The organism is Micromonospora sp. NPDC005237 (genome assembly GCF_040607775.1).
Lineage (GTDB): Bacteria > Actinomycetota > Actinomycetes > Mycobacteriales > Micromonosporaceae > Micromonospora.
In genome coordinates this window covers 710,185-729,746 of the sequence record NZ_JBEXHJ010000002.1, presented here as the reverse complement: position 1 = coordinate 729,746, position 19,562 = coordinate 710,185, and the positions used below count along the sequence as shown (strand labels likewise).

16 protein-coding genes are annotated in these 19,562 nt (G+C 72.1%); 3 read left to right on the top strand and 13 right to left on the bottom strand.

Annotated elements, in window-relative coordinates; translation table 11 throughout:
- Positions 1-60: 60 nt before the first annotated feature.
- From ABZT87_RS08360 to ABZT87_RS08335, 6 genes are all read right to left on the bottom strand, one after another.
- Positions 61-1,359, bottom strand: a complete 1,299-nt coding sequence (locus ABZT87_RS08360) for an ABC transporter ATP-binding protein (RefSeq protein WP_354861948.1) — start codon at positions 1,357-1,359, stop codon at positions 61-63.
- A 132-nt stretch (positions 1,360-1,491) separates the two neighbouring features.
- Positions 1,492-3,702: a bifunctional glycosyltransferase family 2 protein/CDP-glycerol:glycerophosphate glycerophosphotransferase gene (locus tag ABZT87_RS08355; RefSeq protein ID WP_355134451.1), complete on the bottom strand. Its 2,211-nt coding sequence runs from the start codon at positions 3,700-3,702 to the stop codon at positions 1,492-1,494.
- A 15-nt stretch (positions 3,703-3,717) separates the two neighbouring features.
- Positions 3,718-5,724, bottom strand: a complete 2,007-nt coding sequence (locus tag ABZT87_RS08350; RefSeq protein WP_355134620.1) for a DUF5941 domain-containing protein — start codon at positions 5,722-5,724, stop codon at positions 3,718-3,720.
- Between the two features lie 41 nt (positions 5,725-5,765).
- Complete coding sequence (locus tag ABZT87_RS08345) at positions 5,766-6,512, bottom strand: ABC transporter ATP-binding protein (protein WP_355134449.1); 747 nt, start codon at positions 6,510-6,512, stop codon at positions 5,766-5,768.
- Position 6,513: 1 nt separating this feature from the next.
- Positions 6,514-7,341, bottom strand: a complete 828-nt coding sequence (locus ABZT87_RS08340; RefSeq protein WP_355066676.1) for an ABC transporter permease — start codon at positions 7,339-7,341, stop codon at positions 6,514-6,516.
- Between the two features lie 72 nt (positions 7,342-7,413).
- The gene (locus tag ABZT87_RS08335; protein WP_355134447.1) at positions 7,414-8,784 is read right to left on the bottom strand and encodes an L-serine ammonia-lyase; all 1,371 of its coding nucleotides are present in this window, start codon (positions 8,782-8,784) and stop codon (positions 7,414-7,416) included.
- 552 nt (positions 8,785-9,336) lie between these two features.
- On the opposite strand from ABZT87_RS08335, the gene ABZT87_RS08330 reads away from it, so the two are divergent.
- Positions 9,337-9,546 (top strand): PspC domain-containing protein, encoded by a 210-nt coding sequence (locus ABZT87_RS08330; protein ID WP_007454856.1) that lies wholly within the window; start codon positions 9,337-9,339, stop codon positions 9,544-9,546.
- Positions 9,547-10,654: 1,108 nt separating this feature from the next.
- Here the strand turns inward: ABZT87_RS08330 and ABZT87_RS08325 are convergent.
- From ABZT87_RS08325 to pdxH, 7 genes are all read right to left on the bottom strand, one after another.
- Complete coding sequence (locus ABZT87_RS08325; protein ID WP_354862786.1) at positions 10,655-11,443, bottom strand: DUF4230 domain-containing protein; 789 nt, start codon at positions 11,441-11,443, stop codon at positions 10,655-10,657.
- A gap of 99 nt (positions 11,444-11,542) precedes the next feature.
- A complete protein-coding gene (locus ABZT87_RS08320) occupies positions 11,543-12,703 on the bottom strand; it encodes an acyl-CoA dehydrogenase family protein (RefSeq protein ID WP_355134445.1) in 1,161 nt (386 codons plus the stop codon).
- A 34-nt stretch (positions 12,704-12,737) separates the two neighbouring features.
- Complete coding sequence (locus ABZT87_RS08315) at positions 12,738-13,043, bottom strand: type II toxin-antitoxin system VapB family antitoxin (protein ID WP_354862783.1); 306 nt, start codon at positions 13,041-13,043, stop codon at positions 12,738-12,740.
- A gap of 188 nt (positions 13,044-13,231) precedes the next feature.
- Positions 13,232-13,834: a nitroreductase family protein gene (locus ABZT87_RS08310; RefSeq protein ID WP_354862781.1), complete on the bottom strand. Its 603-nt coding sequence runs from the start codon at positions 13,832-13,834 to the stop codon at positions 13,232-13,234.
- Positions 13,834-14,763 carry an aldose 1-epimerase family protein gene (locus tag ABZT87_RS08305; protein WP_355134443.1) on the bottom strand — a complete coding sequence of 310 codons (930 nt, stop codon included), beginning with the start codon at positions 14,761-14,763 and terminating at the stop codon, positions 13,834-13,836. The genes ABZT87_RS08310 and ABZT87_RS08305 overlap by 1 nt, the downstream gene beginning before the upstream one ends.
- An 18-nt stretch (positions 14,764-14,781) precedes the next feature.
- Positions 14,782-16,080 carry an MFS transporter gene (locus tag ABZT87_RS08300; protein ID WP_354862778.1) on the bottom strand — a complete coding sequence of 433 codons (1,299 nt, stop codon included), beginning with the start codon at positions 16,078-16,080 and terminating at the stop codon, positions 14,782-14,784.
- Entirely contained in the window at positions 16,077-16,793 is a 717-nt protein-coding gene (pdxH, locus tag ABZT87_RS08295; protein ID WP_355134441.1) for a pyridoxamine 5'-phosphate oxidase, read from the bottom strand. The genes ABZT87_RS08300 and pdxH overlap by 4 nt, the downstream gene beginning before the upstream one ends.
- A gap of 193 nt (positions 16,794-16,986) precedes the next feature.
- Here pdxH and ABZT87_RS08290 point away from each other — a divergent pair, with 193 nt between their 5' ends.
- Positions 16,987-18,093 carry a citrate synthase 2 gene (locus ABZT87_RS08290; RefSeq protein WP_354862774.1) on the top strand — a complete coding sequence of 369 codons (1,107 nt, stop codon included), beginning with the start codon at positions 16,987-16,989 and terminating at the stop codon, positions 18,091-18,093.
- A 223-nt stretch (positions 18,094-18,316) separates the two neighbouring features.
- Positions 18,317-19,444, top strand: coding sequence for a phosphoserine transaminase (gene serC, locus ABZT87_RS08285; protein ID WP_355134439.1), 1,128 nt, complete (start codon positions 18,317-18,319; stop codon positions 19,442-19,444).
- The last annotated feature ends 118 nt before the right edge of the window (positions 19,445-19,562 follow it).

The following is a 19,562-nucleotide window of genomic DNA, read 5'->3' as shown; positions in this document are numbered from 1 at the left end:
CTAGGTGGGCAGACGGTAGGACACCGGACGGACCTCCCGCCACCCCGCTACGGCGTGGCGTCACCGCCAACCCACGTCGATCCGGGCCCCGCGCTCGTCGAAGAAGTGCAGCGCGTCCATCCGAACCGACACGGCGAGCGGATGACCGGCGGTGACCGCCGGGTACGGCGCCAGCCGCACCGCCAACTCGGCCGGGCGACGGTGGTGCCGGCCCGGGTCGGGGAGGACGCTGGTCCGCGTGGCGCCGTTCGAGACCTCCTGGGGCTCCACCGGCTTGCCGGTGAGCCGCTGCATCACCGCACCGAACCGGCGCAGGCCTCGCTGGCCAACGGGCGGCGGGTCCAGAGGCGCGCCCATCTCGTCCACGACGATCGCGGTCGCCCCGATGTCGAGGAACGCCAGCGATTCGTGCCCGTGGTGCTCCAGGTAGCGGATCCGGCCGCGCAGCACGTCACCGGGGCTGTCCGGGGCGACCGGGGTGAGCGCCTCGGCCCGCATCCCGACCACGATCCGCTCGCCGTGGTAATGCGCCACCGCCCGGCTGCGGATGTCGTTCCACGGCAGGTAGAGCGACTGGTCACCGAGGTTGAGCGTGACGTACCGGTCGAGGTGGACGTAGACCGACGCCTCCAGCAGGTTCATCCGGGGGCTGCCCAGGAAGGCGGCCACGTAGAGCGTCGCCGGGCGGCCGTACACCTGGGTGGGTGTGCCCACGTCCTGGAGCACGCCGCGGCGCATGATGGCCACCCGGTCGGCCATGGTCAGCGCCTCGGCCTGGTCGTGGGTGACGTAGACGGTGGTGACGCCCAGCTCCCGGGTCAGCCCGGAAATCTCCGCGCGCAGCTCGGCGCGCAGCCCACTGTCCAGGTTCGACAGCGGCTCGTCCATCAGGAACAGCCCCGGTCGTCGGACGATTGCGCGGCCCATGGCGACCCGCTGGCGCTGGCCGCCGGAGAGCTGGCCCGGCTTGCGGGCGAGCACGTCGCTGATGCCCAGGGCGCTCGCCACGTCGGTCACCCGCTCACCGCGCGGCTCCGGTTCGACACCGGCCAGCCGCAGCGGAAAGGCGATGTTGTCGCCAACGGTCATGTGCGGATAGAGCGCGAAGTCCTGGAAGACCATCGCGATCTTGCGGTCGCGTGGCGGCAGGTCGTTGGCCAGCTCCCCGTCCAGCAGCACCGCGCCCTGTGTCGGGTCCTCCAGACCGGCGATCATGCGCAGCACTGTGGACTTGCCGCAGCCGGATGGCCCCAGCAACACCATGAACTCGCCGTCGTTCACATCCAGATTTATGCTGTCGACGGCCAACGTGCCGTCCTTGAAAACTTTGGTCACATCTTTGAGCGCGACGGTGCTCACCGTCACCTCCCCCAGGTCGTCGGCCGAACCCCCACAAGACTGTGACCAGGATCATTCGATTCGCACATCGGGTAAACGTCTCGTGTTCGGCCCATGACGCCGCTATTACGCCGGGACGAGGTGTCGTCGCGGTCAGCAGCCCGCCGACGGTTCGGGCTGTTCGCCGAGGAACACCCGGCGCACCACCCGCTCGGCCGCCTGCCCGTCGTCCAGGCGGCAGAACCGGCCCCGGAAGTGCTGGCGGGCCTTGTGCGCGGCGTCCGAGCGCACCGCGTCCGTGCGGAACAGGTCGAGCAGGTCGGCGAACGTGGTGGCCACAGCCCCCGGTGGCTCCGCGGTGACGTCGAAGTAGACACCCCGGGCCAGGCGGTACGCCTCCCAGTCCGGTGTGTAGAGCACGATGGGCCGGTCCAGCACCGCATAGTCGAACATCGCCGAGGAGTAGTCGGTGACCAGCACGTCGGCGACGAGGTAGAGGTCCTCCACCCGCTGGTAGCCGCTGACGTCGCGCACCCGCTGGAAGTCCAGCGGCCAGCCGGGCCGGCGCTCCCGGTCGTGGAAGTAGTGGCTGCGCATCAGCAGCCGCCCCGAGTCACCGAGCGCGGCGACGAACCGGTCCGGGTCGAAGGGCGGCCGGTAGCCGGGCAGGTGCTCGCGGTGCGTCGGGGCGTACAGGACCACCTGCTCGTCGGGCCCGAAGCCGAACTCCGCGCGGAGCCGGCGTACCTCGTCCGGACTGGCCGTGACCAGCCGGTCGTTGCGCGGATAGCCCACCTCCAGCGTCGTGTAGGTGGCCGGATAGGCCCGGTCCCACATCTGGGTGGAGAAGCTGTTGGCGCTGACGCTGTAGTCCCAACGGTCCACCCGGCGCAGCAGGCCGGCGAAGTCCATCCGGCCCGCGCCGACCGGGTAGCGCTGCTGGTCGAGCCCCATCACCTTGACCGGGGTGCCGTGATGGGTCTGCACGTGCACCTGCTCCGGCCGCTTGCGCACGAAGTCCGGGTAGTTGACGTTGTTGACCAACCACCGGGCCCGCGCGAGGACCCGGTAGTACGCCGGGGTGCCGGCGACGACGTACTCCACCCCGGCCGGGACATCGTCCACCCGGTCGCGGCGCACGATCCACACGCCCCGCACCTCGGGGGCCAGCCGGCGGGCCGCCTCGTAGATCGCGGCCGGGTTGCAGGAGTACCCGCGGTACCAGTAGGCCGCGTACACCGCGAGCGTCGGGTCCACCGGCCGGCGCAGCTCCGCCCGGTAGTACTCGTGCAGCAGCCCGTCGCGGGTCAGCCGCGCGCCACGCCGGGCCACCGGCCCGACCCGACGACGGGCGGTACGCGCCTGCCTCCGGGCCGTGTCGCGGGCCCGGCTGGCGGCCCGCAACGCGCTGAACGTCCGCCACCGGCCGGCCGCCACCAGCCGGTGCTTGACTCCCTCGACGCCCTCCGGCACGGGATACCCGCCCTCCGGCAGCCACCGCGCGTAGTCGGCGGTGATCTGCGCGAAGAACGCCGGCCGCAGTTCCGGGGCGATCCGCTGACCGTTGCCGAGCACGGTCAGGTAGTGCCAGATCATCCGTTCGAAGACCGCCGGCCGCAGCGCGTCCACCGCCGGCGACCAGGCGTCCATCAGGTGGAAGACCCGGTGCCACTGCGGGAACACCTCGAAGTGCCGGTCCCCTCTGGTCTTCGTGATCGCGCCGGCACGGCGCTGCCGGTAGTTGACGCAGACCCGATCCAGTACGCCGATCCGCTGCGCCGCCATCAGCACCGGGTAGCTGAACGAGACGTCCTCGTACCAGCCGTCCGAGAAGCGCAACCCCAGCTCGACCAGAAACTCGCGGCGGACCAGCCGGTTCCAGGCGGTGTGCAGCAGCCGCATCGCCTCCGGCCGGTCCCGCAGCCGGAAAGTGGCCGCCCCGGGCGACTCCGGGAACACCTCGGCCATCGCGCTGCGGGTGGCGGTGTCGTTCCAGTGCGTCCGGACGTGGTCCACCAGCAGCACGTCCGGCCGGGTCGCGCGCAGTCGCTCGGCCACCTCCCGCAGGCAGTCCGGCGCCAGCCAGTCGTCCCCGTCGAGAAACCACACGTACTCGCCGACGGCCTGGTCCAGCCCGATGTTGCGGGCTGGACCGAGGCCGACGTTCTCCGACAGCCGGACCGACCGGACCCGCTGGTCGCGGGCCGCGTACTCGTCGATGATCTCGCCGCTGGCGTCGGGCGAGCAGTCGTCGACGGCGATCACCTCGAGGTCGGTCACCGGCTGGCCGAGGACCGAGTCCAGGCACTCGCGCAGATACCCCTGCACCCGGAAGGCCGGCACCACGAAACTGATCAGGGTCATCCGGCCGTCCCTCCGTCAGCGCGGCGCGACACCTCCCGCGCCCACCGGCGCGGCCGACGCCCGCGCGCTACGGGCCGGCCGGACGAACCAGGCCAGGACGACGCTCGCCACGAAAACCACGAGAAGGTACGCACCGAGTGTAGCCATGCCGATACTCACGATGCCGACAATCGCCGCGAGGGCCAGCAGCACCGAACGTCCGTCCCAGCCCAGCGTGGCGACGTGCAGCGGCGGCGCCGTCTGCCGCTTCTCCAGTCGCGCCGTCAGGTCGTAGTGGTGCACGGTGAGCACGAAGACGTAGCCGAAGATCAGCCAGCCCGGCGCGTCGCCGACCACCCCGACGGCGATCGCGAACAGGTACTCGGCGGCCCGCAGCGCCGCCGGCACCAGCCAGTCCAGCGGGCCGTTGTGCGCGGCCCCGGCGCCGAGGCCACCGGCCAGCAGCACCAGCAACGCCACCGGCACCGCCCACCGCAGCCCTGCCGGCGAGTCGCCCAGCAGGGCGACGACAAGCAGCACCGCCGGGCCGAGCGCGGCGATCACCGCCAAAGTGAGCGGCCCCATCGGGCGGACCACCGGCAGCCGGCGGGCCAGCGGGCCGTCGTCGCGGTGCAGGGTCGCGTCGACCGTGTCCAGCACCGGCACCCACATCCAGCGGGCCCGCAACGTGCGCAACGCCCCGGTGTACGCGAACGCCAACCCACCCCAGACCAGCACCGCGATGAGGCTGACCAACGGATTGAACAGCGCCACGGTCAGCGCGATCAGCGCCCACCGCTCACCGATCGGGAACACCACGGTCCGCTTCAGCCAGTACGACAGCGAGCCCGTGTCCGCCTGCACCCGCGTCGACGCGGCGTTCAGCCGGTCACCGATACCGCCGCTGGCTCCCGCCGCCGTCCGGGGCCGGCGTGCCGCCTCGTCGTGCAGCACCCCGTACCAGGTGTCGGTCATGTGCCGGACGGTCTGCAACGTCATCGCGGCGATCGCCAACGCCCAGCCGTTGCCCAGCCCGGCGTGACTGACTCCAAAGCCCAGGCCGGCGTAGACCAGGTACTCCTTCGCCCGGTCGGCCATCGTGTCCAGCCAGCCGCCCCACGCGCTGAAGTGCCGGGTGTAGCGGGCCAGCTGACCGTCCACGCAGTCCAGCACGAAGCCGAGGTAGAGCAGCACCGCGCCGCCGACCAGCGCGGGTCGCCCGCCGACCCCGAACAGCACGGCGGCGGCCAGCGCGAACAGCACCGAGATCACCGTGACCCCGGTCGGGGTGAGCCGCAGCCGGGCCGCGAGCCGGACCACGTACGGCGACCAGGTGCTGACGAAGTACGTGGAGAAGAAGTCGTCCCGCTCCTTCACCGACAGCCGCAGCTCGGCGCGGTCCTCGTCGACCGCCGTCACCGCCGCCTCGGCGGCGACCAGCCCGGCCGGGTCCTCGACCCGGTGCGCGACGAGGAGGCGTACCCGCTGGGCGAAGATCAGGGTGCCGAGCGCCGCGAGACCCGCGACGAGCCGGTCCACGGCGGGCCCGGGCTCGTCGTGGCCGGCGCCCCCGCCCGCCGGCAGCGGCGACACGTCACCGGCCGGCCCGATCGGGGCGGCAAGGGGTCGCGCGCCGACGGCGGCGGCCCGCGCGGCGGCGGCCAGGGTCGGCAGGTCGTCGACGCCGACGCGCAACGCGCCACCGAACACGCCGGTCGCGTCACCGTCGAGGGCGTCCAGCGGGCCGGCGTCGACGATCTGGCCGCGCTCCTCGCGCACGGCGGTCCGTCCGGGCACCGGCGGGTCGGTCAGCACCAGTGCCACGGTCGGTCCCACCGGGCTGGTGGCGAGGTGCCGCAGTACGGCGGTGTGCGCCACCAGGTCGGTGCCACTGATCAGCAGCGGCCCGTCGGCGGCGTCGGCCAGCTCGGCCAGCTCGGCCAGCTCGTCGAGGGTGGCGGCGAAGCGCACGTCGGCCGCCCCGGCCCGGCGCAGCTGGGCGGCGAGTCGGTCGGCCAGCGGCTCGCCGGACGCGGTGCGCAGGCTCGCCGCGGCCGTCCCGGCGGCGAGCACGATCGCGAGCGTCACCGCGCAACCGCGGCGTGGTACGCGTCGAGCGCCTCGGCGATGGTGCCGTCGAGCGTCAACCGGCCCGCGTCGAGGTACAACCCCCGACGGCAGAACCGGGTCAGGTCCTTTTCGTTGTGTGACACCAGCACGAGCGTGCGCCCCTCCCCGAGCAGACGTTCAATCGTCGCGTAACACTTCTTGCGGAACTCCGCGTCGCCGACCGCGGTCACCTCGTCCATCAACAGGATCGGGTGCGGCAGGTGCGAGATGATCGCGAAGCCGAGCCGCACCTTCATTCCCGACGAGTAGTGCCGCACCGACGTGTCGATGGCCCGTTCCACCTGCTCACCGGCGAACTCGACGATCTCGTCGAAGTGCCGCTTCAGGTAGCTCGTCGACAGCCCGTGCAGCCCACCGACCAGGTGCAGGTTCTCCCGCCCGGTCAGGTCGTTGGAGAAGCCGGCGGACAACTCCAGCAGCGGCGCCACCGCGCCGTGCACCCGGATGTCGCCCTCGTCGGGGATGAGCACCCCGGCGATCAGCCGCAGCAGGGTGCTCTTGCCGGTGCCGTTGCGGCCGATCACCCCGACGGTCTCGCCCGGCTCGACGGTGAACGACACGTCGCGCAGCGGCCAGAACTGGCCGGGCAGGGCGCCCCGGGCGCCCCGGTGGATGAACAGCTCGCGCAGCCGCAGTTGGCGGCGCCGGTTGCGGACGAACCGGATGCCCAGACCGTCCGCCTCGATGATCGGCGCGGCCACGTCAGAGTTCCTTGAGCACGGCGGGTTCCAACCGGCGGAACGACCACCAACCGGCGGCCAGCACCAGCAGGCTGCCGACGACCGTGGTGGCGAGCAGGCGGGTGTCCGGGAACTCGTCCGGGTACCAGATCGCGTGGTGCAGCTGGAAGATCCCGACCAGCGGGTTCAGCTCGTACGCCACCTTCAGCCAGCCCGGCAGGCCGGACTCCCGGACCAGGCTGAGCGGATAGATGATCGGCGTGGCGTAGAACAGCACCCGGATGATCAGCCGCAGGAACCGCTCCACGTCGCGCATCAGCACGTTCCACGCGGACAACAGCAGGGCCAGCCCGATCAGCAGCACCGCCTGCACCGCCACCGCGAGCGGCAGGGCGAGCAGCGACCACCCGGGGTGGATCTTGCCACGCGCCGCGTAGATCACCGCGATGCCGATCAGGATCGGCAGGCCGGCCGCGTACTCGGCGAACCGACCGGTGACCCGGCCGATCGGGAACACCTGCCGCGGCACGTTCATCGTGGTGATCAGCCGGGACTGGCCGGTCAGCGCGTTGGTGGCCTCGCTCAGCGCCGAACTGGCCCACATCCAGGCGAAGATCCCGGTGATCAGGAACAACGGGTACGACCCGGCCGCCTCGCCGAGGTGCCGACCGGTGTCGCGGGAGTAGAGCACCCCGAAGACGAACCAGTAGATGGCGCCCATGCCGAGTGGCTCGATCAGCGACCAGAAGTAACCCAGCACCGACTGCTGGTACTTGACCGCCAGATCCCGTCGGACCAGGATGCGCAGCGAGTTGCGGTGCGACCACAGGGCCGCGACGCCAGAGGTCACCGCAGCCTCCCGCCTCCTGAAAACGGACGCCAGGTTAGCAGTCGGTGAACGAATGCCCCGAATCGGCGGGGTTCAGCACTCGATCACGTTGACGGCCAGACCGCCCCGCGCCGTCTCCTTGTACTTGACCTTCATGTCGGCGCCCGTCTCCCGCATGGTCTTGATGACCTTGTCCAGCGACACCTTGTGCACGCCGTCGCCGCGCAGGGCCAACCGGGCGGCCGTGATCGCCTTGATGCTAGCCACCGCGTTCCGCTCGATGCAGGGGATCTGCACCAGGCCACCCACCGGGTCACAGGTCAACCCGAGGTTGTGCTCCATCCCGATCTCGGCGGCGTTCTCCACCTGTTCCGGAGTGCCACCGAGCACCTCGGCCAGCCCCGCCGCCGCCATCGAGCAGGCCGAGCCGACCTCACCCTGACAGCCGACCTCCGCGCCGGAGATCGACGCGTTCTCCTTGAACAGCACGCCGATCGCGCCGGCCGCCAGCAGGAACCGCACCACGCCGTCGTCGTCGGCTTTTTCGATGAAGCGGCTGTAGTAGTGCAGCACCGCCGGGATGATCCCCGCCGCGCCGTTCGTCGGCGCGGTCACCACCCGACCGCCGGCCGCGTTCTCCTCGTTCACCGCGAGGGCGAACAGCGTCACCCAGTCCATGGCGTGCAGCGGATCGGGCGTCCCGACCTCCGCCTCCAGGCCGCGCCGCAACTCCGCCGCGCGCCGCCGGACCTTCAAACCACCAGGGAGTACGCCGTCCCGCTCATAGCCGCGCTGCACGCACTCCCGCATGACCCGCCAGATTTCCAGCAGGCCGGCCCGGATCTCCGCCTCGCTGCGCCACGAGCGCTCGTTGGCGAGCATCACCTCGCTGATCGACAGCCCGGTGCGGGTGGTGACCTCCAGCAGCTGCGCCCCGGTCAGGAACGGGTATCGCACCCGCGTGCTGTCCGGCTTGATGCGGTCCGCGCCCGCCGCCGCCTCGTCCACCACGAAGCCACCGCCGACGGAGTAGTAGCTGCGGGCCCGGACCTGCTCCCCGGCCGCGTCGAAGGCCACGAAGGTCATCCCGTTCGGGTGGTACGGCAGCGACCGGCGACGGTGCAGCGTCAGGTCCCGGTCCGGATCGAAGTCGATCTCGTGCGCACCCAGCAGACTGATCCGCCGCTCGGCGCGGATCCGCTCGACCCGAGGACCGACGGTGTCGGTGTCGACCGTCTCCGGCGCCTCGCCGGCCAGCCCCAGCAGCACCGCCCGGTCGCTGCCGTGCCCGTGCCCGGTCGCGCCCAGCGAACCGAACAGCTCGGCCTGCACCCGCGCCGTCTCGGTGAGCAGCCCGTCGGCCTTGAGCCCGGCCACGAACGTACGGGCGGCCCGCATCGGCCCGACCGTGTGCGAGCTGGACGGCCCGATGCCGACGCTGAAGAGGTCGAAAACACTGATCATGGCTGCGCTTCCTCGGCGTCATCCCGTCGTACGGGATCCGCCCGGTCGTGGCCGCCGGTCCGGCAGCCCCGCTCGTGGCCGCCCGGTCGGGTGGCCGCCGGTCACCCGGGGTGTGGGTGCCCGACCTGCGAGCCTACCCGCCCAGCTCACCCCTCAACCGAGCACGGCGGCGGGGCCACCCGGCCGCCTCCCGCCGGTCACCGCCCGGCCACCCTCGCGCAGCCTCCATGATCACGCTCGATCCTTGTTGTAGTGGCCTCGCGAGTGGCGGAAAGCCACTACATCCAGGATCGAGCACGACCTTGAGAGGCGCGGCCTGCCGGCGGGCCGCGGGCGCGGGGCCTGCGCGCGGGGAGCGCGGGCTGCCGGCAGGGCGCGGGCGCGGGGCCTGCGCGCGGGGAGCGCGGGCCGGAGGCGTCGAGCGGGGCCGCACGGGTAAGTACCTACGGGTCCATGGACCGCTGATCCTCCTCGGGACCGAGGGCAGGACGGCCACCCCTTTCTACCGTGGATTGCAGACGCGGCGCACCGCCGCAGAGTGGGAGTACGACGATGAGTCGCAAACTGGTTCGGCCCCGCCAGGGGCGCATGCTCGCCGGTGTCTGCGCCGGCCTCGGTCAGCGGTTCGGCATGTCCGCCGGGATGGTCCGGCTGCTGTTCCTGCTGTCACTGCTGCTGCCCGGCACCCAGGTGATCGTCTACCTGATCCTCTGGATCCTCATGCCGAACGAGGACCGCTACCTCGCCTCCACCGGCCACTGACCACCCCCGCACAGCACAGCACAGCGCAGTCTGGAGGCCACCACGTCGACGATGTGGTGGCCTCCGGCCACCCCGCTCCTGGACATGGCGCGAATCTCGGGCGGGCACGAATCGCTGGTGGCGCGCGATCGAGTGGCAGCGCGCGGCCCCGCGGTAGCGCAGAGCCCCGCGGTGACGCACAGCCCAGCGGTAGCGCGCGGCCCAGCAGTGACGCACAACCCGGCGGTAGCGCACGACCCGGCGGTGACGCACAGCCCAGCGGTGACGCACAGCCCAGCGGTAGCGCGCGGCCCCGCGGTAGCGCACGACCCGGCGGTGACGCACAGCCCGGCGGTGGTGCTGGTGGCCCGCGCGAAAGTCGCGGCGGTGGTGGTCGGTCCGGCGGGCGGGCGCAACCAGCGGCACAACCCGGACTCGCCGCAAGTCATGCCCCGCAGAAACCCTGACCGCAGGGCGTGACCGCGTCGGCGTCACGCGCCCAACCGGCCCTCCACTCCGAGATCTTGGACAGTTTCCGTTAGCTGCTGACGGAAACTGTCCAAGATCTGCTCATACCGCAGCCAGAGGATGGCGCGGACCCGACAAATCGCCCTGGCCGACGCCGACGAGCGGCGTGCACGGGTAATTGCCGACCTGCCAGCGGGGACGCAGGACGAGCACGGCGCGGAGGCAGCCACAGCAACGCGGCCCGGGTCGGTGCGGGCACCGAGCAGCGAGCAGCGAGGAGCAGGCGGCGAGCGGCAAGCGGCAGGCGGCGAGCGGCAAGCAGCAGGCGGCGAGCGGCGAGCGGCGAGCAGCAGGCGGCGAGCGGCGAGCACCAGGCGGCGGGCTCCAGGCGTCAGGCGCCAGGCGCCAGGCGCCAGGCAGCGGGCGGCGAGCAGCAGGCGGCGGGCGGCGGGCGGCGGGCGGCGGGCCAGTGAAAACGCCCGCCCCGACGGTGGTCGGGGCGGGCGCGGCTGCAGTTTTGGAGCGCCGGGCACCGGATTCCGGCACCGAAGCCCCGAGCGTGGAGATGCCGGACCGCCAGGCGCCGAGGGGCCGGATCACCGAGCACGGAGGTGCCGGGGCGTCCGAGCGCCGCAGCGACCTACTGCCGAAGCGTCGAGCGTCAGGGGGCCGTGTAGGTGACCGTGACCTGCTGGTAGCCCAGCGAGCGCAGCAGCCCCTGCAGCATCTTGCGGGTGTTCTCCTCGGCGCGGGCGGAGAGCCCGCTGTCCCGGGCGGCGGCGGTGATCCGTTCCTCGGCCAGTTGGTAGACCTGCTGCTGGCGGTTGGGGTCGTTGCCGACCAGGTCGCCGAGCCGGTTGAGCAGGCCGCGCTGCTCGGCGAAGACGTAGCTCTTCTCCATGTCGAGGTTGGTCTCGCCGAGCTGCGGCGCGGGCAGCTTGATCTCGACCGACTTGCCGTCGGCGGACTGCACGATCGCACCCTCACCGATCTTGGTGAAGTCGACGTACGCCTCGACGCTGCCGGCCCCGACGAACAGGGTGCGTTCGTTGAGCAGGAAGTCCGGGACGTTGCGCCGGTCGTTCTGGGTGTCGACCACGACCTGGAAGTTGCCTTCGGCGGCCACGTAGCGGCTGAGATCCTGGATCGACTTCAGCAGCGGCGGCTGGCTGCGGTCGGTCTGCTCCTTGGTGAACGGGTTACGGAAATCGGGCAGGAAGCCGGTCGCCTGCACGCCGAGCAGCACCACCACGGCCAGCGCGGCGGCACCGAGCAGGAGGAGCAGCCCACGGGCCGCACCCCCACCCCCGCCGGCCGGAGGACCATCGGTGCCACCCGGCCCGCCCGGAGTCGGGTCGGGTGTCGCGGCCGAGCGCTCCTTGAGGTCGTCGCCGGTCGGGTAACCGGGGAACTCCCTCGTGGGCTCGTTGATGCCAGCGTCGCGGGCCATCACACTCACCGTCCTCGTCAGACACGTCGTCTGTCAATGACGGTACGGCCCCGGTACGACAGCCGCGCGGCGAGCGGCCGGAATGCGTAAACGGGCAGGTCAGGCGAACGCGGAGAGCCCGGTGAGCCGCTGCCCGACGACGAGCTGGTGGATCTCGGACGTGCCCTCGTACGTCAGGACGCTCTCCAGGTTGTTCGCGTGCCGCATCACCGGGTACTCCCCGGAGACGCCGTTGGCGCCGAGGATGGTGCGGCACTGCCGGGCGATGGCCAGGGCCTCCCGCACGTTGTTCAGCTTGCCCACGCTGACCTGCTCGGGGCGGAGCCGGCCGCCGTCGGCGAGCCGGCCGAGGTGCAGCGCGAGCAGTTGGCCCTTGACCAGTTCGACGGCCATGTCGGCGAGCTTGGCCTGGGTGAGTTGGAATCCGGCCAGCGGCCGACCGAACTGGGTACGGCTGGTGGCGTACGCCAGGGTGGTCTCCAGGCAGTCCCGTGCCGCGCCGAGTGAGCCCCAGACGATGCCGTACCGGGCCTCGGTCAGGCAGCTCAGCGGCGCCTTGAGCCCGACCGCCTCGGGCAGCCGTGCGTCGGCGGGGAGCCGGACGTCGTCGAGCACGATCTCGCCGGTCACCGACGCGCGCAGGGACATCTTGCGGCCGATCTCGCGGGCCGTGACGCCGGGCGTGTCCATGGGTACGGCGAAACCGCGGACGCCCTCGTCGGTGCGTGCCCAGATGACGGCCACGTCGGCGATCGGCGCGTTGGTGATCCACATCTTGGCGCCGGTGAGCACCCAGTCGTCGCCGTCGCGGCGGGCCCGGGTGGTCATGGACGCCGGGTCGGAGCCGTGGTCGGGTTCGGTGAGGCCGAAGCAGCCGATCGCCTCGCCGGTCGCCATCGCCGGCAGCCAGCGTTGCTTCTGCTCCTCGCTGCCGTAGCGCCAGATGGCGTACATCGCCAGTGAGCCCTGCACCGAGACCAGCGAGCGGAGCCCGGAGTCACCGGCCTCCAGCTCCTGGCAGGCCAGCCCGTACGCGACGGCGGAGGCGCCGGCGCAGCCGTAGCCGGTCAGGTGCATGCCGAGCAGACCGAGTTTGCCGAACTCGCGGGCCAGCTCGCGGGCCGGCACGCGACCCTCCTCGTACCACTCGGCGACGTGTGGGCGGACCCGGTCGTCGACGAGCTGGCGGACGACGTCGCGGATCTGCCGCTCCTCCTCGCTGAGCGACGGGTCCAGGTCGAGCAGATCGAGGGCAGTCATGCCGTCACCTTAACGAAGCCTCAGCTCACGCCGTTCAGTCGATCGGCCCGGAGAGCACCAGCACACGGGCGTGGATCTGGTTGCGCTGTTGCAGGGCGGCACGCAGGGCGCGGTGCAGCCCGTCCTCCAGGTAGAGCCCACCGTTCCACTGGACCACGTGCGGAAAGAGGTCGCCGTAGAAGGTCGAGTCCTCGGCGAGGAGCTTGTCGAGCGCCAGCTCGCGCTTGGTGGTGATCAACTGGTCCAGGCGCAGCGGACGGGGCGGAATCTCCGCCCACTGCTTGAGCGTCAGGTTGTGCTCCGGATAGGGACGCCCGTCCCGGACCGCTCTGAAGATCACGACGGCACGCTCCCCTCCCCGTGGCCGGGCCGACCGACGACACCGAGCCGGGCCGCGGCGGGCACCGCGCGGCGCGGCACCGATGACCGTGCCAGCCTAGCCGTCCAGCGCACGCGACGTTCTGCTCCCTGATGTCAGTTTCGCTACCGCTCGCCCGATCCTCAACTCCGACGAACGGGACGCGCCACTCAACTCCACCGCCCGCGCCGCACCACCTCGTCCATTTCGCGCCGCCCTCGGCGCAGCGATGGTGACCGATGGTCCGGCGCACGGTAACCGATTGTGACGGCACCGATGGGGTGGTACTCCTCCGGCACGCCGAACGCGCCCCGGTACGCGCCCAGCCGCTGCGGCGGAATCCCGAAAAAGCACGCCCCCAGCCCCTCGTCCACGGCGGTGAGCAGCATCAGGAGCGCGGCGAAGCCGGTGTCCACGTACCAGTAGGGCACCGGCCAGCGGTCGGTCGACCGGTCGGTCCAACCCTTGTCCGGCTCGGCGTACCGCCGCAGGTAGGCCGACTCGTTGGCGTGCGGCACCACGATGAGCGGCGCCCTGCGCATCCCCGCCAGCCAGCGCTCCCGCCCGCCACCCTCCGGCGTGGTGGCGGCCCAGAACCGCTCCCGGTCGGCCGGCTCCTCCAGCACGAGGAAGCCCCAGCCCTGGGCGAACCCGGCCGAGGGGGCGCGGACGGCGTGGTCGAGCAGCCGATCCACCACGTCGGGCGGGACGGGACGGTCCGGGTCGTAGTTGCGCACCATCCGCCGTCGGCGGACGACCTCGGCGAACTCCATCAGGCCCCGGGACGGATGCCCCAGGCACCCCGCCAGGTCGTGCCGGGCTTGAGCGTGAGCAGGTCCTTGCCCGAGCGGAACGCGTCCGGCGGGCAGGTCATCGGCTCGATCGCCACCGAGCGCCGGTGCCGCTCGCCGATGAGCGCGTCCCCGGTGAACACCTGCCACCAGCCGAACTCCGCGTCCGCCCAGATGCTCACCCCGGACGAGGAGTCCGGCGCGGCCAGGCTCACCGAGGAACCGCCGTCGGCGTCCCGGACCACCTCGCCGAAGCAGAGGTCCAACTCCGCGCCGCCGATCCGGCGCGGGCTGGTCCAGTCGTACTCGGTGCCGGCCACCGGGGTCGCCCCGACCGGGAGCAGCCGACCGTCCACCAGCACACGGGTACGCGCCGGCAGCCGCATGACCAGGTCGTCCACCGCAACACCCGGCAGTTGCAGGTACGGGTGCACCGAGAAGCCGAACGGGGCCACCTCGGCGCCGATGTTGGTCACCTCGTGCTCGGCGCGCAGACCGTCCGCGCCGACGCTCCACCGGCTGACCAGTCGCAGCGGCCACGGGTAGCCGGGCTGCGGCGGCAGGTCGTAGCCGACCGTCACCGCATCCGCGGACTGCTCCAGCAGCCGCCACGGCACCCAGTTGACCAGCCCGTGGATGGCGACGTGCCGCTCCGGCTCGGTCAGCGCGAGCTGGTGCGTCCGGTCCGCGAACGGGTAGCGACCGTCGCGGATCCGGTTCGGCCAGGGCGCGAGCACCTGCCCGGCGCAGCCGGGGCACACCTCGTCGGTCTGGTACCCGTCGACCAGGTCGACACCCTCGTGCCGGTACGTCCGCAGCCCGCCGCCCACCTCCACGATGACTGCCTCGTGGCCCGCGGCGGCGATGGTCCACTGTGCGCCGGAGAAGGGGCGCTGGTCGGGGCTTTCCATGTCGGCGACCCTAACCGGTCACGGCCGGTCGCCGCTCGACGCCGTCGTGGCCCGGTAGCGCAGCAGCGCCGGGAAGGCGACCGCGAGCACCACCACGAGCACCGCCGAGGCGAGCCCACCGGCGACCCAGGCCACCCCGCCGCCGAACCCGGCGGCCATGGTGCCGGCCCGCAGGTCACCCAGGCGCGGACCGCCGGCCACCACCACCGTGTTGACGCCCTGGAGCCGACCACGCATCCGGTCCGGCGCGTACACCAGCAGCATGGACTGGCGCAGTACGGCGCTGACCAGGTCGGCGGCGCCGGCCACGGCGAGCAGCAGGACCATCAGCCAGAGCTGGTGGGCCAACCCGGCCGCGGCGATCGCCAGGCCCCAGCCGACCACCGCGACCACCAGGCCGACCCCCTGCCGGCGGAGGCGACCGATCCAGCCGGAGGTCAGCCCGCCGATCATCGAGCCGATCGCGATGGCGCTGTAGAGCAGGCCGACCGCGCCACCGCCGCCGAACCGCTCCTGGGCGATCTCCGGGAACAGCGCCCTCGGCATGGCCAGGATCATCGCGATCAGGTCGACGCCGAAGGAGAGCAGCAGCACCGGCGTGGTGGCGAGGTACCGGAATCCGTCGATCACACTGGCCAGGCCGGCACGTCGGGCCTGGCCGTCGGCGGTCGGCTCGGGCGGGAGCGAGGGGAGGCGCAGCGCGGCCCAGAGCATGGCGGTGAACAGCACCGCGTCCAACCCGTACGCGATCGGCAGGACCACCGTGGTGTCCGGCGAGGCGGAGAGGATCAGACCGGCGGCGAGCGGGCCGGCGACCGAGGCGGCGGTGAAGGTCGTGTAGTTCAGGGTGGTGGCGGACGCCACCAGGTCGTCCGGCACCAGCCGGGGCAGCATGGCGCTGCGGGCCGGCGAGGTGATCGCGAAGGCCACCGACTGCACCGCCATCAACGCCAGCAACAGCACCGGGCTGCCCACGTTCAGCAGCGCCTGGACCAGCAACCCGAGGGTGGATGCCCAGAGCAACAATGAGCCGCCGAGCAGCACCGCACGGCGGTCGCGGGCGTCGGCGACCGCGCCACCCCAGAGCCCGAAGACCAGCAGGGGTACGAAGGCAGCCACACCCAGCAGACCGACCCAGAACGAGTCCCGGGTCAGGGCGTACATCTCCACCGGCACCGCCACGGCGGTGAACTGGAAGCCGAACATCGCCACGGTGTTGCCGAGCCACAACCGCCGGTACGCCGGAACCCGCAGCGGACGGACGTCGATCGCCCAGCGGCGCGCTCCGCGCGGCCGGGCCTCCTGCACACCCGTCACGGCGCCAGCCGCTCGACGATCCAGTCGCTTCCGTCGACGCGACGGAACCGCAGGCGGTCGTGCAGCCGACCCGCCCGCCCCTGCCAGAACTCCACCGAGTCCGGCCGGACCCGCAGACCACCCCAGTGCGGCGGGGGCGGGATGACCGTCGCGTCGGCGAACCGCTCGGCCACCTCCCGATAGCGGTCCTCCAGCGTGGCCCGGTCCGGCACCACCTGCGACTGCGGGCTGGCCCAGGCGCCCAGCTGCGAGCCGCGTGGCCGGCTCGCGAAGTACGACTCGGTCACCGCCCGCTCGACCGGGGCGATCGACCCGGCGACCACCACCTGCCGCTGCATGGGAAACCACGGAAATACCAGGCTGGCGTACGGGTTGGCGGACGCCTCGACACCCTTGCGCGAGAGGTGGTTGGTGAAGAAGACGAAGCCCTCGGGGTCGTACCCCTTGAGCAGCACCGTCCGGCCGCTGGGCCGGCCGGCGGCGTCGGCGGTGCCCACCACCATCGCGTTCGGCTCGGGCAGCCCGAAGGCCACCGCGTCGGCGAACCAGCTGTCGAACTGGCGGTGCCAGTCGGCGGCCAGGTCAGCTTCGGTCAGGCCCAGGTCCGCGGCGTACTCGTTACGCATCGCGGCCGGGGCGGGTGTGTCGCCCGTCACGTCCCCACTCCTTCTCGGCGGCCCGACATGCACCCTTCCGCGCTGGCCAGTCCGCATCGCCCAGTCTCACCGAGTGGCGCGGAGAATGCGCGTCCTCAGATGTCGTGTGCAGCACAGTCGCAGCGGGTCGCATATCCGGTTACGCAGCAGGCAAGATGTTCCGAACACATCCCTGAGGGTCGCCTAAGGCGCTCGGCCGACCGGGCCGGCTCAGCTGATCAGGCGCACCGACCAGATCCAGGAGAGCGACATGGCCGATTTCAAACCCGGTCTGGAGGGCGTCGTAGCCTTCGAGACCGAGATCGCCGAACCCGACCGCGAGGGTGGCGCGCTGCGCTATCGCGGGGTCGACATCGAGGATCTGATCGGCCAGGTCTCGTTCGGCAACGTGTGGGCGCTGCTGGTCGACGGCCGGTTCGGGCCGGGCCTGCCCCCGGCGGAGCCGTTCCCGGTGCCGGTGCACTCCGGCGACATCCGGGTCGACGTGCAGTCGGCGGTCGCGATGCTGGCGCCGTACTGGGGGCTCAGCCAGCTGTTGGACATCTCCGACGAGCAGGCCCGTGAGGACCTCGCCCGGGTCTCGGTGACCGCGCTCTCCTTCGTCGCGCAGTCCGCCCGTGGCCTCGGCCTGCCGGCGGTGCCGCAGAAGGAGATCGACAAGGCGCAGACCATCGTCGAGCGGTTCATGAAGCGCTGGCGGGGTGAGCCGGACCCGCGGCACGTCAAGGCCGTCGACGCGTACTTCATCTCGGCCGCCGAGCACGGCCTGAACGCCTCCACCTTCACCGCGCGCATCGTCGCCTCCACCGGGGCCGACGCCGCGGCCTGCATCTCGTCGGGCATCGGCGCCCTCTCCGGGCCGCTGCACGGCGGCGCACCGTCCCGCGTGCTCAGCATGCTGGAGGCTGTGGAGCGCAGCGGCGACGCGGAGGGCTACGTCAAGGGTGTCCTGGACCGCGGCGAGCGGCTGATGGGCTTCGGCCACCGGGTCTACCGTGCCGAGGACCCGCGCGCCCGCGTGCTCCGGCGCACCGCCAAGGAGCTGGGCGCACCGCGCTTCGAGATCGCCGAGGCGCTGGAGAAGGCCGCCCTCGCCGAGCTTCAGGCCCGCCGCCCGGACCGGGTGCTGGCCACCAACGTCGAGTTCTGGTCGGCCGTGGTGCTGGACTTCGCCGAGGTGCCGGCGCACATGTTCACCTCGATGTTCACCTGCGCCCGGATGGGCGGCTGGAGCGCGCACATCCTGGAGCAGAAGCGTCTGCAGCGGCTGGTCCGCCCGTCCGCCCGCTACGTCGGCCCGAACACCCGCAAGCCGTCCGACGTCGAGGGCTGGGCCGCCATCCCGCACGGCGTCTGAGCTGCCCGGAAGCCGGAGCTGCCCGGAGGGCCCCCGCACCAGCCGCGAGGCGTGGTGCGGGGGCCCTTTTCGACCGCTGTCGACCTCGTGGGCCGCTCGATGTGGTGAAGGACTCAGACCGGCCGTCGGGACCCCGGCGGTCGCCATCCGCCCCGGGTGCGAGGATGAGGGCCGGCAGTGTCGCCGGGCCCGCCCTCGCCCTTGCGGAAGGATCTTCAGTACCGTGGCTGACGCACCGATCATCCGGATTCCCGACGAGATCAAGCCCGCCGACGGACGTTTCGGCTGCGGCCCGTCCAAGGTCCGTCCGGCGGCCGTGTCCGCGCTCGCCGAGGTGGCGACCAGCTACCTGGGCACGTCGCACCGGCAGAAGACGGTCCGCGACCAGGTGGCCCGACTGCGCTCCGGCATCGCCGAGTTCTTCTCGCTGCCCGAGGGCTACGAGGTCGTGATCGGCAACGGCGGCACCACCGCGTTCTGGGAGGTCGCCACCTTCGGCCTCGTCCGCGACCGTGCGCAGTTCGCCAGCTTCGGCGAGTTCGGCGCGAAGTTCGCCAAGTCGGTCTCCGACGCTCCGTTCCTGGGTGAGCCGACCGTCCGCAAGGCCGCGGCGGGCAGCGCGCCGACCCTGGTCGCCGAGGCCGGCGTGGACGTGTACGCGACGCCGCACAACGAGACCTCGACCGGCGTGGCCGTGCCGATCAACCGGGTCGCCGGTGCGGACGAGGGGTCGCTGCTCCTGGTCGACGCCACCTCGGGCGCGGGCGGCCTGGAGGTCAACGTCGGCGAGACCGACGTCTACTACTTCGCGCCGCAGAAGTGCTTCGGCTCCGACGGCGGCCTCTGGCTGGCCCTGATGTCGCCGGCCGCGTTGGACCGGGCCGCCGAGATCAAGGCGTCGGGGCGCTACATCCCGGCCTTCCTGGACCTGGTGACCGCGATCGACAACTCGCGGCTGGAGCAGACGTACAACACCCCGGCGCTGGCCACCATCTTCCTCGCGGCCGAGCAGACCGACTGGATGAACGCGCAGGGTGGTCTGGCCTGGGCGGCCAAGCGCACGGCGGAGAGCGCCGCGACGGTGTACGGCTGGGCGGAGCGGTCCACGGTGGCCACCCCGTTCGTCACCGACCCGGCGCTGCGGTCCAACGTGGTCGCGACCATCGACTTCGCCGACGGGGTGGACGCCACCGCGATCGCCAAGGCGCTGCGCGCCAACGGCATCGTCGACACCGAGCCGTACCGCAAGCTCGGCCGCAACCAGTTGCGGGTGGCGCTGTTCCCGGCCGTCGAGCCGGCTGATGTCGAGGCGCTGACCGCGTCGATCGACTACGTCGTCGAGCGCCTCTGAGCATCGTCACGGTGGGTGTCCGTCGGGGCCTCGATGGACACCCACCGTGATCATCGCCGCAGCTCAGTCGCGACATGCGGGGTGTCGCTTCCCCCACCCCGAGACAGATGCGCGTACG

What these genes read in the sequence shown, in the direction of transcription:
- ABZT87_RS08355 (WP_355134451.1), bottom strand. Translation starts at nt 3,702, where the DNA reads ATGACCCTGATCAGTTTCGTGGTGCCGGCCTTCCGGGTGCAGGGGTAT.
- ABZT87_RS08310 (WP_354862781.1), bottom strand. Translation starts at nt 13,834, where the DNA reads ATGGAGTTCGCCGAGGTCGTCCGCCGACGGCGGATGGTGCGCAACTAC.
- ABZT87_RS08330 (WP_007454856.1), top strand. Translation starts at nt 9,337, where the DNA reads ATGAGTCGCAAACTGGTTCGGCCCCGCCAGGGGCGCATGCTCGCCGGT.
- ABZT87_RS08320 (WP_355134445.1), bottom strand. Translation starts at nt 12,703, where the DNA reads ATGACTGCCCTCGATCTGCTCGACCTGGACCCGTCGCTCAGCGAGGAG.
- pdxH (WP_355134441.1), bottom strand. Translation starts at nt 16,793, where the DNA reads ATGCGGACTGGCCAGCGCGGAAGGGTGCATGTCGGGCCGCCGAGAAGG.
- ABZT87_RS08335 (WP_355134447.1), bottom strand. Translation starts at nt 8,784, where the DNA reads ATGATCAGTGTTTTCGACCTCTTCAGCGTCGGCATCGGGCCGTCCAGC.
- ABZT87_RS08325 (WP_354862786.1), bottom strand. Translation starts at nt 11,443, where the DNA reads ATGGCCCGCGACGCTGGCATCAACGAGCCCACGAGGGAGTTCCCCGGT.
- ABZT87_RS08290 (WP_354862774.1), top strand. Translation starts at nt 16,987, where the DNA reads ATGGCCGATTTCAAACCCGGTCTGGAGGGCGTCGTAGCCTTCGAGACC.
- ABZT87_RS08305 (WP_355134443.1), bottom strand. Translation starts at nt 14,763, where the DNA reads ATGGAAAGCCCCGACCAGCGCCCCTTCTCCGGCGCACAGTGGACCATC.